Genomic DNA, 13,565 nt, shown 5'->3' with positions numbered 1-13,565 from the left:
TCAGGGGGCAAACGTCTGATCGAACGTTGCGGAGATGGTGTACGTGTCGCCGTCTTTCACTGGCCCTGAGTACTTCTCGCAAACAAATAGTGCTTGCGGCCGCAAAGCTGGCGTCCAAAAAAACGACTTGCTGCCGGCATGCGCGTCGAGGAATGCCAAGATCGCCGAGATCTTCTGCTCCCCCCCAACGAAAGTGAGTTGATAGGTCGACTTCTTGTTATTCAGTCCGTCCCTGGCGCGCTGCTCATAGCCGTCACCAAAAACGCCCTTGCGCACGGCAAAGGTGATGTCGCCCGACGCGTTCGTGCGCGGGGACCAGAGGAACGTATCGGTCATGCCAATTGTCCGTACTTCATCTGCGAGGCATACCCCCCTTGTCCACGCATCTTCTTGTCCATGCGCTCGTCAATCCAGCCATGAACAGCGCGCTTAAGGTCTCTAGCGTCGATCCCGTCAAAGCCCGCAGCACCGCCACTCGACGCCTGCACGTTTAGGTCCACATTCGTATAGTTGTGCACCTGAGTTCCGCTGCCAACGTCGATCGATGCACGCACCCCCAACGAACCGTCAGACCCGCGTTTAAGCGGCATGATTGCCTCCTCTCCGGCCTCCCCGAAAAGGGCCATTGGCGCGAGCGTGGGCTGGCTAACAACTTGATTGGTAAAGGCACCGCCCTTGGCAAAGGCATGCACGACTGAGCCGCTGGCAAACACATTGCCCTTCGCGCTCGGCATGGTGAACATGCCAGTGCCGCCGCTCAGGCCCGACGAGAACGAACCGCTGTACGATCCAGCCAACCCGCCGTTGACCGCGCTCGACGAGTAACCGCCTGCAAACGCGCTCCCTAAGAACCCCGTCAATGCACCAAAAACCGGTGACGCTGCTGCGCGGATCGACATCTTGATCAGTTCTTGTGCGAACGCTGTGCCGATATCGGCGATGCTCATTTTCGTCCCGGTAGCCCACTTGGCGGCGGCGTCCGTCAACCCTTCGTAGACGTTCGAGAAGCTCGTGCCGACCTGATCCGCGACGTTGAGGGCCTTATCGTTGAAGTTCTCCCAGGCGCGCTGGGCGCCGTTGAGCCAATTCCCTTGGGCAGCACGAATACGGTCGGTGGCGTCATACTCCATCGCCACTCGCTTATCGTAGAAGTCCTGTAGAGCCTTCAACTCCGCATCGTACTGACTCGGGTCAATGCGCTTCTCGATACTCGAGCGCGTCAGATCGGACAGCTTTTGGTCATATTCCTTGGCCGCAGCGGTCAACCGCGAGAACTGATCGCGTGCCGTGTCGCCCATGCCAATCGATTCAACGCTTTGCGTAATCGCTTCACGCCGCGTTTGAAGCGACTTGTCGAGTGACGTCACATAAGCCTGAAGGTCACGCGCTTGCTTCTTCTGAAGGGCGTCGGAATCGTCTGCAAACTTGCGGTCGTTCTCCGCAAGCTTTTGGCGAATCTGTGCCTCCTCTCCCGCGTACTTCTGATACGCGGCGAGCTGCTTCTTGCCCTTGGCAAGCTCTTCCTGCTGCTGAATAATCCCCAGTTGCTTCGTCAGCGACTGCTGTCGGGCGTCGTGCTCTTGTTGCAGTTCGTCCTGCAACGAGAGTAGCCCTTGCTCTCTCAGGCTCTTCAGGTGCGCGAGATTCGATTTCAGACCATCTTCTTCCGCCTTGTATTGCTGCTGAAGCGCTTCGAGACGGGCATTCAGAGCGTTCTGCGCATCGGACTCGGCTTTTTTGTCGGTGAACTGCTCAATGATGCCCTTGCGTGTCGCGGCCAGAGCGGCAGGGTCCAACTCGGCACTGTTCGGGCTGGTTTTCCGAAGATCGGAAACATGGCGATCGAACTGATCAAGTGCCTGCTGACGCGCGAAGTTTTTGTCGTATTGGAGGCGTTGCTTGTGCAGCGCGTCGGTAGCCGCAATTCCCGCCTCTTGCTCTTGAGCACGTCTTGCGGCTGCCTCTGCGAGCCGCTGCTCTTCAACCTTCAGTGACTGAAGCGATCTGACTTGCTTGTCAATGTTCGCAATGCGCTCGCGTGCTGAGTCACCACCCCAGCCGTCACGCTTTGCCATGCTCTCAAGATCGCGCCGCTCGCTGAGTAGCGTCTCTATCTTGTCGGTGTTCGTCGGCCCGGAACTGAAGCCTTGCTTCAATGCCGCCCAGGTCTTCGAAATCTCAAGCCGGAAATCACGCCACGCCTTCGCCGCCGTCCCCAGTTTGTCGTTTGCATCGTTCACTAATTGACGATGCAGCGCTTCGGACACGACACGAACCGCATCGGATACTCGGCCAGCCTCTTCGAGCGACCGAACATATTCATATGTCGCCGTGTCCATGAAGTGCATGCTGCGGTTGTGCTCAGCCGCCCATTTCGCAACGCCGTCGGGCATTTTCGCGTAATCGGCAACGACGTCTTCAAGCTTCGCGCCAGTCAGTTCCGAGAACTTCACGACGTCTTCGCCGAGCGTCTGAATGCTCTGCCCGGTGAATCGGCCGGTCGATATCAGCGCTTGCAGCGCTTCCTGTGCGGTTCCAATGCCCTTGCCCGTGTCCTTCGCGATCGCGAGAGCCATCGAATTGACTGCATCGCGCGTGACGCCAGCGGCGTTACCGGTGAGTTGCAGGGATCGGGTGAACTCTTCGGCCTCGCGTCGCCCCTGAATCGCCGCCAAAACAAAAGCCCCGATGCCCGCCGCCACCAACGCAACGGAGACGCCTGCGGAGCTCAGAACTACGGCGAGCGCATCGGTACGTTCGCCCAACACCATCATCGAGCCGGCGAAGTTCTTCCAAGCCCCCTGCGATGCCTCGTGCGCGAGCACCAGCATTTCTTTACGAGCGGCGCCGGTTGCGAAATTCAGCCCGTGCACACCTTCCTCGGCCTTCTTCATCGCCGAAATCATCGGTGCGGCAGAATCAGCGACGCCAAGCTGCGCGGCGCGCATTTCCAGCCACGCCGCCTTACCCTGCGTGACCTGCACCGATTGGCGCTCAAGCGATGACATGAAACTACGGATCGACGATTCGCTTGCGCGAGCGCCGGTCGTTGCGGCGTCCGACATCCCCTTGAACGCTGCACTCGACCTGGTGCCGGCCGCCGTTGCCGTCGCCTCAAGCTGCTTCACGGACTGTGCGCCTTCGGCCATACTGGCTTTCAGGGCGGTCGTGTTCGCCTCGACGGCAATTACGGCCTTTCCGATCAGGTCACTCATTCCGTTCTCAAGAGAAAACGCCCACACATGGCGGGCACTATTGGGATTTCGGCGCAACGCCGAATATCGCGGCTCGGATCAAGTCCGATTGGGCTTTCGATCCATCAAGCAACACGGGCTCGTTGCTGGCGGCATGAGCAGCCTCTACCCATGGGAGAAGATCCAACAACCCGAATGGCTCAGGCCGCTTCGCCCTGTCACGGTTGATGTTGGCAAGCATCGACACCACCGCGCCCGTTCGCAAATCCTCGATCGGGCCGCCCAGCGGTTCGATACGTGAGAACGCCATCCATTCGGCAAACTCAGCGGAATCAATCTCCCGCTGGGCTTGCCCGACGCTCATTCCGAGGTGACCGGCGAGTCGGAACCAGAAGCGCCGCTCGGGGCGGCGTCGGAGTTTTTTTCCGCATTCTCCTGCGCCTTTTGCCCGATACCATTGAGGGTCGCAGCCTCTCCGGCAAGATGGTCGAGCACATCCTTGTTCTTGCCTCGGAGCGACTCGATGTCGTCGATCGAGAACACCTGATTGCCATCGGCACCGACGATCGTTGCGGCGAGCAACGCCGCCTCGAAGTCGCCAATTCCGGTGCCGCGCCCTTCCCGCGAAGCGTGAAACGAATCGCGCTCCGCGCCGGTCATCACAGCCAAGCGGATCACGCCACCCCACTCCGGCACCGGAACGTCGACGGTCTTGCGGTCGTTCGCCGCGAGAATCTGGTCTTTCGAAAGGATGTTCACGGCGTCTCCGTCCAAATGACTTCACCGCTGATGCGCGTGTTCACGGTGCCAGTCAGAATTGCGTCCACCCCACCTTGCAGGGGCGTGCTCTTCACCAGTCCGCTCCACGTCGCGACCTGGCCGTCGGGAAGCGTCAGACGGAACGAACGCAGTGCGCCGCTCTTCCGGGCCGCTTCGAGTGCGATCTGGCCCGGATCGGAGCGGTTCACATTCAGATCGAAGTTGAAGTTGCCGGCGTCCTGAAGGCCGAGCAAGTACTCCTTCGCTTTGCTTTCGAGATCGGTCGCGTCGAGCTCCGACGCCTGCCCGTCAAAGCCCGTAAAGGACTTGAAGCCGCGAATACGGGTGTAAGTAGGGCTGGCATCGGTCGAACCGATCTCCAGCTTGCTACCTTGTGCAGAAATTGCCGGGGAAGCCATAGCTTTCTCCTGTCATATCAAGGGGTGAACCAAAATGAAATGTCGAGGCGCTCGCCGTACCAGTTGGTATCGGGCTCATGCAACCCCACGGGTGCGCCAATGGGCACACCCTTCAGTTCGTCTCCGCAGAGGATCGTCATCATCTGTCGCATGACCGTCGCCGCTTCCTTCGCGGTCTCCGCCCACACAACGAACTGCACGCGCGCGTTCATGCGCTCGGCAAGACCTTCAAGCGAGCTCGCGTCCTGCCCACCGACTTTTTGAAAAACTGCGAATGGGCGCGGCGTGTTGGCCGGCGCTGTGGCGTCGAATATCCGGGCACCAGCAACCTCGGCTAGCGCCCCCGTGATGAGTGGCTCGATCATTTGCCGCGCTCCTCGTGAATTTCCATCAATTTCTCTTTGAGCCTATTGCGCATCGCATCGACGGCATCGGTCTTGCGCGCCTCCCAAGCTGGTCGGATGAACGGACGTGCAGCGACCCAGTGCTTACCTACCGAGTTGGCTCGGTGAGACTTCCACCTCATGCCCTTCGGTTTCGGGGGCACGTACCAGTGCCCAAACTCAACCATCGGGCCGTAGAAGGCGACGTCGTTGCGGCCGTCGCCCTTCCTCCCACGCCGGATGCTGACGTAGTACATCTTGCTCGTCTCGGTAGAGCGCTCTTCAATGAACTTCAGGTAAAGCGCGCGACCGAGGTTTCCGGTTTCGCCTTGCGGGGCGCGTAGTGCGGCTTCGTCACGCAGAATCGTCCCTCCGGCAACGGCGGCAGACCGTAGCGCAGATTCGCCCAGATCGTCGGCGAGCTTCAGTAGCGCCGCGGCAGACTCGCTGAATCCGCTCGTCTTCCAATCAACCGCCATCGCCTTGTCCAGAGACGCAAACGAGGTCCGTGTACTCCCGGCCGGCGTAGTCGGGCAACGGCTTCTCGATGTTGAAAATCTCGTCGTCCACCGGCTCACCGGCGACGTACTTGATAAGGACCGCCCGCATTCCGTTGTCGATATCTGTGCGGTAGCGCACGCGAATGCTCACGGTCGCCGCACCGACCGGCATATCGGATTTGATGGCTTCTGAGCCTGACGACACACGGACGTTGCACCAAAGCACCGGCCCGACCGGCACCCAGCCGTCGGACGGTTGGCCGAAATCATCCTTCCCAGCGCCCCGACGTTCGATCCGCACTTGTCGAGTGAGAGTTCCGGAGCGCATCACACCCCCGGAATGATTCGGTGAGGTCGCAAGAGCGATTTCGCGTTGAACGGCAGTTCAGCGACGGTCCCGATGCTCGAATCCTCACGGTTCATGTACAACTCCGCGGTCGTCTTCAGGATGGCCGCCTTAATCGCAGCATTCACCACCATCGGGTTCTCACCGGCCGTACCGGCCATAACAGCGGTCTGCATCGCGGCGTCAGTCTCGAAGACTTGACGATTCAGATAGTCGATAGCGGACTGCGTAGCGCCGTCGAGCGCCATTTGCACGACATCGTCATCAGCACCGAGGTCCTGTTTGACGAACTTCGTCGCGAGTTCGAGGGAAACCAACGACACGCTTTACTCCCCGGCCCCGGTCAGCAGTTCGAGCAGCTCAGCCTTGCTCATGCTTGCTTTGTACTCGACGCCATTGGCGTCTAGCGCCGCCTTGATCTGCGCGGCGGTCATGTCCTCGGTCGAGACCGATTCGTCGCCCAGTGCACCCAGTTCCTGAGCGCCAGCTTCCAGTTCGGGCGGGCATTCGTCGCCTGCTTCGAACTGCGTCGGGTAAATGTCACCGTCCAACACACCAAGAAACGCCGCAATGAGCTTTGCCATGTCTTCCTCACAAAATGAATGAGGCTCCCGAAGGAGCCCCAGTTCGTCTACGCTCCGCTTTCTCTTACGCCGATGCGGCCACTTTCAGCGCGCGCATCGGCTCCGGATTCAGCAGGCCGCCGCCGACGCGCTTCGTCGTGTAGAACAGCACATACGGCTTGGCCGTGTACGGGTCGCGCAAAACACGCACACCGATGCGGTCGACGATGAGATACGTCTGCTTGAAATCACCGAAGAGGATCGGCGTCGAATTCGCGGCGACATCCGGCATGTCGGGCACTTCGGTCACCGGATAGCCCGCGAGCGTGGCCGGTTGACCGGCAACGAACGACGGCTGCCACAGGTAGTTGCCCTGCCCGTCCTTGAGCTTGCGAACTAGGCGCTGCGTGTTGCGATTCATCGTGAAACCAGCATTTCCGGTGAAGGCGCTCGGCAAGTCATAGATCAGGTCGATCAAGCCGTCCGAGGCAATGGAGGCCGCCGCGCCACTGTTGACGACACCGATGGCACCGAACGGATGGACTGCTGCATTTGCGCCGCCGGCCACGTACGTCAGAATGCCGGTGGGCTTGTTCGCACCGTCGCCGGACAGAAACGCGAGGCCTTCCTGTTTGGCGAACTGGGTTTGCACCTCGTTTGACAACCACGCTTCGAGATCGATTTCGCTGTCGTCGAGGATCTGCTGCGTTGCCGCCGGATTGGCGTAGATTTCACCCGACGTGAACGAGAGCGACTTAAAAGTCCCCGTGTTCGTTTGCGGACGGTTCGACGTTTCGCCGACCCAACCGCTACCGGTTCCGCCCATGTTGAAAAGCTTCGAGAAACCGGCCTTCGATACCGCTTGCACCTGCGCGAGCTGACGCATCGGCGAGACCAGCACGAGTTTGTCGGTGATCGTTCGATCCCACTCGATCGGCGTCAGGAAGCCGCCTTCCGCATCTGCGCCCTTGTTCAGGGCAGCGTTGACTTCGCCCTTCTTAACGTGCGCCTGAAATGCGTCCGTGTACTCGGCATCGCGCAGTTGCTTTCCAGAGCCGCCGCCCATCTGGATCGCGGCCATTTTTACGCTATGCTCGTCGATCGCCGCTTGCAGCGTGTCGAGATCGCTGCCCATCTTCTCGACCTTTGCCGAGATATCAGCCGACGGCTGCCCCTTTTCCAGAGCGTCGATGCGCTTGTCGTTCGCCTCTTTGAACTGCGCAAACGTGCGGTTTGCGTTATCGATCGCGTCTTTGATTGCTGCGTCCATAGTTACCCCTTCAATGGTTGGTAGAGAAAGTTCAGCAGCACCGCTGCTTCGCTGTTAGCCGCCGAATCGCTCAGGCCGCCATTGCCGGCCGAATCTCTCAGGCCGGACTTGAAGTTTGAAATGAGACCTTGTGCGTCGGAGCGCGACAGACCCGAGGCACGCAAGGCCGCCTCGATACGTCGCGCCGCCGCTGCTTGCGACTTGCCACCGTTCCTGATCTGGTCACCATCGAGCACTTCATCTGCGAACCCCTGCTCGACGGAAGCGCTACCGCCAAGCCACGTTTCCTTGTCCATCAGCTCTTGAATCGTGGCTGACTTAATGCCAGTGCGGGCCGCGTACACATCCGCCATTGCGGCATCGAACGGCTCCATCCAGTCGGCAAGGTCGCGTAACTCGTTTCGATTCCCTGCGGCGACGATCCAACCGTTGTGAATCATGAAGAAGGCCGGCAACCCGATCTGAATTGTGTCTCCGGCCATGGCAATGATCGATGCGGCAGACGCCGCCATACCCAGAACCTTCACCGTCACATGCCCCGGATGCTCCCGAAGCATGTTGTAAATGGCGACCCCCTCAAACATGTCACCGCCCGGCGAGTTCACGTTTACCGTGACCGGGTTCGATCCGATGGAGCGAAGCGCCCCGGCAATCCGCTTCGACGTCACGCCCTCGCCGGTCCAGTAGTCCTGACCGATGACATCGAGGATGGAAATACTCGCCTCGTCGCCACTCTCCACCGCCTGAATGGTCGAGTTCCATTGCGACAGCGCCTTCGGCGCAATACCAAACTGAACCTGTGCGCTCGGTCTCTGGAAATTGATTTCAGGCAGGCTGAGCAGGCTCATTGCCGGTCCCCTTCGGTTGCTGTGTCATTGGGTTGCGTAGTTGATCGGCAACCGGGTCATCTACGCGAGGCAGATCCAACGTCTCACGTACTTCGTTCTGCTTCATCCAAGGCGAATGACCACCAGCACCGAGCGCCTTGGAGAGGAAGCTGGCCTGATCGCTAAGCGTGCCGCGCAGCAGCGCCGCCTCGTTGAACTTGAACACCAGCTTGCCGAGCATGTTTTCCGGCAGGAACAGGCGTTCTGACGCCTGCTCCCACGAGACGAACCAAGGCGACAGGCCGTACTGAATGAAGAAGATTGCAAGCTGCTCGATGCCGCTACCCCAACTGGTGTCGTCCATCATCAAGAGCGGACGAGGCACGCCGTACATGCGCGCTACTTCTTCGATTTGGTGGTTTCTAGTCTCGATCTGTTGCGCCGAAACCGCCGTCGCGGTGAACTGCTTCGATTTGCCGCCCTCTTCAATGAGCATCCAACTCCCAGCGTTTTCAGCACCGGTATGGTTCTCCGCGAGCGACTCCTTTAGACGCTTGTACGCGTCATCCGACAGATCCTTTTCGAACTCGATAGCGCCTCCGGCCATCACGCCCGTGCGAAATGTCCGAGAGGCTGCGCGCTCCGCATGCTCGGCGAGTTCAAGTGCTTCACGTGACAACTTCGGGCGAGAGAGCCCGTTCACGCCGTCAAGGGAGAGGTCGCGCAAGTGAAACACTTCGCGCGCCGGCAGCGTGACGACCTGGCCCGCTGGCGTCGTGTAGTCATAGACCATCTGCCACGCTTCCGTGAGGCGAGGTGTCGTTGAACCCCGATCCATCGGAATTAGGCGAATCGGCTTGGTTCCTGACCAGATTGCGCGCGCGAAAGACTGCCCGTCGAGGAGCGCCCGCAACTGCATCAGGCTCTTGAACTCGATGGGCGTCTGCCAGTCGTTCGGTCGATACTTCAGCAGGCGGTGCGCCGGGTTATCGGTCTGCGTCTGCTTCGTGTCGTCGTTCGCGATCAGATTGAGCGGCAGCATGCCGATCGACTGCGAAATAAGCGTCACGCAACGAAGCACCGCCATGTTTCGCAGCGCTTTCGCCTCGCGCCCCGCCACACCGCCGTTCAACTCGCCGTTGCGGATGTACTCGAGCAAACGCGGGTCGTTGAGACCGTCGAAAGCTTCTCCCGGTGGCGAAGCTGCCCGCACTGGCGCGAAAGTCCGCTCAAGCGTCGGCTCCGCGAGGCGTGCGGGGGCCTCCGGCGCGCGCTCGCCCCGGACGAAATCTAACCAACCCATTCACACCTCAGAGGAATCGGATGCCGCGCGACTCATACACCGACGGCCCTTGAGCCGGCGGGTTGAGCGCCATCAGCGATACCGCATTGAAGAGAGCCATCAGCGGGTCGATCTTCCCCGTCCCGCTGACCTGCTTTGTTATGTTTACCGCGTTCCCCACTGGCACGACCCGGGCGTTGCCCACGCACCAGGCCATCAAGCGCTGACCGCCGTGGATCAGCATGCCATCGGACGTCTGCGCTCCATCGGGCACTCGGCGGCCGCTGGCAGCCGCGATACGCCGTTCTGCCGTTTTGATCGCGCCAGACAGCTTCCAGCCTTGGGAAATGCCGATTACCTTTTCTTCAGGGATACCTGCCTCAGCAAGTGCATCCAGCACACCGCCGATGCCGGCCGGGTCCGCACCGACCATATCGAGCAACCCAGCTTTATAGATGGTAGATACGATCTCTGCGACGTCAGCGACGTCATCGCCAATCTGCTCAACGATGGTCAGATCGCCGTCGCGTTCGAAGTCACGCAGGCGATCAGCGATTTCCTTGCGTCGCTCGAAAACCGATGGATGCGCCCATGCGTGAGTCCAAGCGAGCCAATTCCGCGTACCCCGCTCGCGGCCGACAGCAGCGCCGCCGAGCAAGTCATCGAGGCCGCCGCCGTCGATGCCAACGTCGATCACCTCACAACGGGCGATCAACTCATCAAGGCACACGTGCGGCGCCAGCGCAGCCGCCTCCCAAAACTCTGCACCGGCCCAGCGATCGCTTCGAAGTGCGAGCCCGATTTCGACGTTGGCGTGCTTAGCGAGGAAACCCCGGAAGGACTCCTCGCCGCCCTCTTGCGCCTTCCGAAACTCGCGCAGCAAGAACGCTTCGTCGACCGAGTAACCCAGGTTCGGATTGACCATCCCGAGGTTTTCAGCGAGCAGGTGTTCCTTTCGCCTCACCATCTCGGGCGGGTGCTCGTAGATCACGGGCACGAAGCACGGATCGTGGATTTTCCCGTCGCGCACGTCGCGCGCGTAACGCAGTTTCTGCGCGAACACGCCGGCAGGTGGGTCGTCCGACTGCGTCGTCAGGTAGATCACGAACCCTTCCGGGCGCGAGGCCAGACCGCCGATCGCTTCGCGCAGCATGTTCTCGGCGTTCGGTTGCTTGCCGAACAGCCACACCTCATCAACCAGGGTGCCGACGCTCTTCTTCCCCCCAACGGTGTTCGAATCGGCCGCGACAACTTTGAGCGTTGCCCCGCTCGTCCGATGTGTGATCGTCTTGATGTGCGTTTGCACCTGGAACAAGTCGTCAAGCTCTTCCTCATGCTTGACCATGTCCCGGCTGGGTGCGAAGCTGTTGTTCGCGACCTCAATTGTCGGTGCCAGAATCGCGAACTCGGCGGACATCCGCCAGTTCAGGATCATGGCCGTCATCATGATCCCTGCCGCCAACGTCGACTTCGAGTTCTTCTTTGGCAGGCAGACGAACCACTCAGTGATCAGCCGCCGGCCGCTGTTTGCGTCATACGCGCCGAAGATGGAGGCGACCAGGTCAAACACCCACTGCGCCGACGATTCACCAAACGTTGGGCTGCCCGGCGCATCGACAATCTTCAATTCCTTGAACACAGCGAGCGCTTGCTCAGCCTGCTCGGGAAAGATCGGCGGCGGAATGATCGACTGCCCCGCCTTGAGCCGCTCGGCCCAGTCGAGACACGCCGTCGACCATTCCATGTGTTATTTCCCGTTGACCAACTTTAGCGGCGGCGCCAGTGCACCGAATTTGCTTGCCGCCTTCTTCGCCGCTTCGGCTTTCGCATCTTTTTTGCCTGCTTCAGCAACCTTCGCGTGCATGAACGGCATGAGCGTCTTCGCCGCGTCAACGCGCAGCTTCGGCTCAGTTGCCTGATCGTTCATAGCCGCCAGCAGGAAATCCTTAGGATCCTTGAAAGTCAGGATGGTCGACAGGTCAAACCCAGCGGCGACCGCTGCACTCGTCACCGCTGCGGCTTCGGATTGTTCAGGCGTATTCGGTACCGGCTTGGGCGCCGCACTTGCCTTTGATCCGCCCTTTTTTCGATGCTTCGAAAGGTAGGCGGCAACATCCGGGTCTTTAACAAGTCGAGATCCGGCCGCAGATGCTGTCGCGGGGCTGTAACCTGCCGCGATTGCCGCGTCTTTATTGGACTTTCCGGCCAAAACAGCATCGGCAAACAGCCGCTTTTTGCTGTTAAAGGCCATTAACAAAAACTCCAAAAGGGGAAATTTTCTGCGCGTGCGGGAACGGTCGGTCTAGGCCAAATTTCTGCTCAAACTTTAGGCACCCCCTCCCGCTGCTCATTTTTTGAGCAGATCAGCAATTTTGCACATCTTTTGAGCACACTAACGAGAATGCGTCGCATTTGCGTCAATCGCATCTCATCACACCGTCCAGCCTGCTCAAATAATGAGCACATGAACCTCTGCGGTGTTTCGAGCGAGTGTTTATATAGCGTTAAGGTAGAGACGTAGCGTTAGCGGCCCGAGCTCTCCGACCGTTGCTTCTCGCTATCGTGGTGCCACTTGCACAGCGTCTGAATGTTCGCCGGGTCGAGCCGAAGCCGCTCGTCGCCGCGATGCGGCACGATGTGGTCACCTATATTGCCCAAAGGCTCGGCTACGCCGCGTGCAGCGCATGCGAGCACAACCTCAATTGGCGACATACCTACCATGCCAAGGTCCCGCAGACAGAACACGCAATGCGGGTGTGCAGCTAAGTGCCGCTCGCGTAGCTGCTGCCACGCGTAGCCGTAACCACGCGCCGTGCTCCCGCTCTTCCCTGCTCGCCATGACATCGGCTGAGCGATCACCACGCGGCTCTGTAGCGCAGGCAGTCGCGAACCCAAGGTCTTCAGTCGAGGCATAGGAGAAAAATGCCCGCTACCGCGCAAGCGGTGCGGGCGAACGACTTTCGTCGAGGAGGAGACACGCAAGAAAGCAGAAAGCCCGCGCGGTTTTCACCGTCGCGGGCTTTGGTGGCACTGATTCAGCCTTTCCGAAATGATACGTTTTTTGCCGAATTTGTATAGCTCGAAGATGTATAGCGCCACGCTATACACTTTCGACCATTCGGCAATATGCTCGATACGCTTGCGAACGACCACTTTCCACACGCTTGTAAAACGCATCGCGCGAGATCCCTAGCGCCGAAGCCACCCGCTTGATGTGAGAAACACGGTGGATGTAGAACAGGTACAGCGCTTGCTTCTCTGGGCTCTCGGGCAGCGACAGGACTGCGAGGTTGAAGAAGCTGAGCATCGACGAGCAGATCGCATCCGGCTCAGGGCCGACCTTGCGGGGCTGCATCCCGGCGAGCAGGCCACTCGGCATAGGCGGGACGAAGATTCGGCGCGTGCGATGCCAGGCCGCCCAGTCCTCGCAAAGTGCGTTGAGGTCGCGTTTCGTGGTCATCGCTCTTCCTCGTACAACTTGCAGCGGCGCATGTTCTTGGCGCCCGGCTTGGTCCGTTCCTTGGCGCAATACTCCAATCCCCATAGCGTCAGCTTGTGTAAGCAGCCCTTGCATGTTTTGTTCTCCTCAATTTCAATGACTTTCGCCGGGTCCAGATACAAATACGAAGGCAGGGCCGCCATCAGGCCACCTCCGGCGCGACACTCGCGAAAATTCGGTGCGCAGTTTCGAACCTTGTTTGCGCAAGCAATTCAGCCTCAGTGCCGTAGCGCCGCTGGAACTCGGCAGGGCCAGCATGAAACGCAATGCCATATCCACCCTCGCGGTGGTGCATGGGGCACAGTGGAATCGTGTCGGTATGCGCCGATCGTTGCCCCCCTCCAGCCAGAAATCGCACATGGTGAACTTCGGCCGGACTCTCTCCATACCCAAGGTTCCGACAAACGATGCAACACAGGCCAGCGATAACGCCCATGTGCTCGCGCTCGGCTTTCTTTGCTCGCTTGCGAGGCTTTGTCTTGAAAGGCGAGCGCTTAAGCTGGGTCGTAGAGCGCAGCAGCTT

The 13,565-nt window shown here is 59.8% G+C and carries 18 protein-coding genes; all 18 read right to left on the bottom strand.

What is annotated here, in order from left to right:
- The 18 genes from CDV44_RS04300 to CDV44_RS28700 all read right to left on the bottom strand — a co-directional run bounded on the left by CDV44_RS04300 (nucleotide 1) and on the right by CDV44_RS28700 (nucleotide 13,478).
- Nucleotides 1–336 carry a phage tail protein gene (locus tag CDV44_RS04300; RefSeq protein WP_087686812.1) on the bottom strand — a complete coding sequence of 112 codons (336 nt, stop codon included), beginning with the start codon at nucleotides 334–336 and terminating at the stop codon, nucleotides 1–3.
- Nucleotides 333–3,215, bottom strand: a complete 2,883-nt coding sequence (locus tag CDV44_RS04295; protein WP_087686811.1) for a phage tail length tape measure family protein — start codon at nucleotides 3,213–3,215, stop codon at nucleotides 333–335. Before CDV44_RS04295 ends, CDV44_RS04300 begins: the two co-directional genes overlap by 4 nt.
- Before the next feature lie 37 nt (nucleotides 3,216–3,252).
- A complete protein-coding gene (locus CDV44_RS04290) occupies nucleotides 3,253–3,558 on the bottom strand; it encodes a DUF4035 domain-containing protein (RefSeq protein ID WP_087686810.1) in 306 nt (101 codons plus the stop codon).
- Complete coding sequence (locus CDV44_RS04285) at nucleotides 3,555–3,953, bottom strand: hypothetical protein (RefSeq protein ID WP_087686809.1); 399 nt, start codon at nucleotides 3,951–3,953, stop codon at nucleotides 3,555–3,557. Before CDV44_RS04285 ends, CDV44_RS04290 begins: the two co-directional genes overlap by 4 nt.
- On the bottom strand, nucleotides 3,950–4,372 hold the full coding sequence (locus CDV44_RS04280) for a phage tail tube protein (RefSeq protein WP_087686808.1): 423 nt from the start codon (nucleotides 4,370–4,372) through the stop codon (nucleotides 3,950–3,952). The genes CDV44_RS04285 and CDV44_RS04280 overlap by 4 nt, the downstream gene beginning before the upstream one ends.
- A gap of 17 nt (nucleotides 4,373–4,389) precedes the next feature.
- Complete coding sequence (locus CDV44_RS04275; RefSeq protein WP_087686807.1) at nucleotides 4,390–4,737, bottom strand: DUF3168 domain-containing protein; 348 nt, start codon at nucleotides 4,735–4,737, stop codon at nucleotides 4,390–4,392.
- Nucleotides 4,734–5,234, bottom strand: a complete 501-nt coding sequence (locus tag CDV44_RS04270; protein WP_087686806.1) for a hypothetical protein — start codon at nucleotides 5,232–5,234, stop codon at nucleotides 4,734–4,736. The genes CDV44_RS04275 and CDV44_RS04270 overlap by 4 nt, the downstream gene beginning before the upstream one ends.
- Entirely contained in the window at nucleotides 5,224–5,556 is a 333-nt protein-coding gene (locus tag CDV44_RS04265; RefSeq protein ID WP_249277400.1) for a phage head closure protein, read from the bottom strand. The genes CDV44_RS04270 and CDV44_RS04265 overlap by 11 nt, the downstream gene beginning before the upstream one ends.
- A 26-nt stretch (nucleotides 5,557–5,582) precedes the next feature.
- Entirely contained in the window at nucleotides 5,583–5,924 is a 342-nt protein-coding gene (locus tag CDV44_RS04260) for a head-tail connector protein (RefSeq protein ID WP_087686804.1), read from the bottom strand.
- 3 nt (nucleotides 5,925–5,927) lie between these two features.
- Complete coding sequence (locus CDV44_RS04255) at nucleotides 5,928–6,185, bottom strand: HeH/LEM domain-containing protein (RefSeq protein ID WP_087686803.1); 258 nt, start codon at nucleotides 6,183–6,185, stop codon at nucleotides 5,928–5,930.
- Between the two features lie 64 nt (nucleotides 6,186–6,249).
- Entirely contained in the window at nucleotides 6,250–7,434 is a 1,185-nt protein-coding gene (locus CDV44_RS04250) for a phage major capsid protein (protein ID WP_087686802.1), read from the bottom strand.
- 2 nt (nucleotides 7,435–7,436) lie between these two features.
- Nucleotides 7,437–8,282, bottom strand: coding sequence for a head maturation protease, ClpP-related (locus tag CDV44_RS04245; RefSeq protein ID WP_087686801.1), 846 nt, complete (start codon nucleotides 8,280–8,282; stop codon nucleotides 7,437–7,439).
- Nucleotides 8,260–9,564 (bottom strand): phage portal protein, encoded by a 1,305-nt coding sequence (locus CDV44_RS04240; RefSeq protein ID WP_087686800.1) that lies wholly within the window; start codon nucleotides 9,562–9,564, stop codon nucleotides 8,260–8,262. Before CDV44_RS04240 ends, CDV44_RS04245 begins: the two co-directional genes overlap by 23 nt.
- A gap of 7 nt (nucleotides 9,565–9,571) precedes the next feature.
- Entirely contained in the window at nucleotides 9,572–11,287 is a 1,716-nt protein-coding gene (locus CDV44_RS04235; RefSeq protein ID WP_087686799.1) for a terminase large subunit, read from the bottom strand.
- 3 nt (nucleotides 11,288–11,290) lie between these two features.
- The gene (locus CDV44_RS04230; RefSeq protein ID WP_087686798.1) at nucleotides 11,291–11,794 is read right to left on the bottom strand and encodes a terminase small subunit; all 504 of its coding nucleotides are present in this window, start codon (nucleotides 11,792–11,794) and stop codon (nucleotides 11,291–11,293) included.
- 849 nt (nucleotides 11,795–12,643) lie between these two features.
- On the bottom strand, nucleotides 12,644–13,003 hold the full coding sequence (locus CDV44_RS04220) for a sigma-70 family RNA polymerase sigma factor (RefSeq protein WP_087686796.1): 360 nt from the start codon (nucleotides 13,001–13,003) through the stop codon (nucleotides 12,644–12,646).
- A complete protein-coding gene (locus CDV44_RS04215; protein ID WP_087686795.1) occupies nucleotides 13,000–13,185 on the bottom strand; it encodes a hypothetical protein in 186 nt (61 codons plus the stop codon). The genes CDV44_RS04220 and CDV44_RS04215 overlap by 4 nt, the downstream gene beginning before the upstream one ends.
- Nucleotides 13,185–13,478, bottom strand: a complete 294-nt coding sequence (locus CDV44_RS28700) for a Ref family recombination enhancement nuclease (RefSeq protein WP_371328730.1) — start codon at nucleotides 13,476–13,478, stop codon at nucleotides 13,185–13,187. Before CDV44_RS28700 ends, CDV44_RS04215 begins: the two co-directional genes overlap by 1 nt.
- Nucleotides 13,479–13,565 lie beyond the last annotated feature (87 nt).

This window comes from Pandoraea sp. PE-S2R-1 (assembly GCF_002179865.1).
In the GTDB taxonomy this organism is placed as follows: Bacteria; Pseudomonadota; Gammaproteobacteria; order Burkholderiales; family Burkholderiaceae; genus Pandoraea.
Note: the sequence above shows the minus strand (reverse complement) of the source record. Positions and strands in the feature narration are given on the sequence as shown.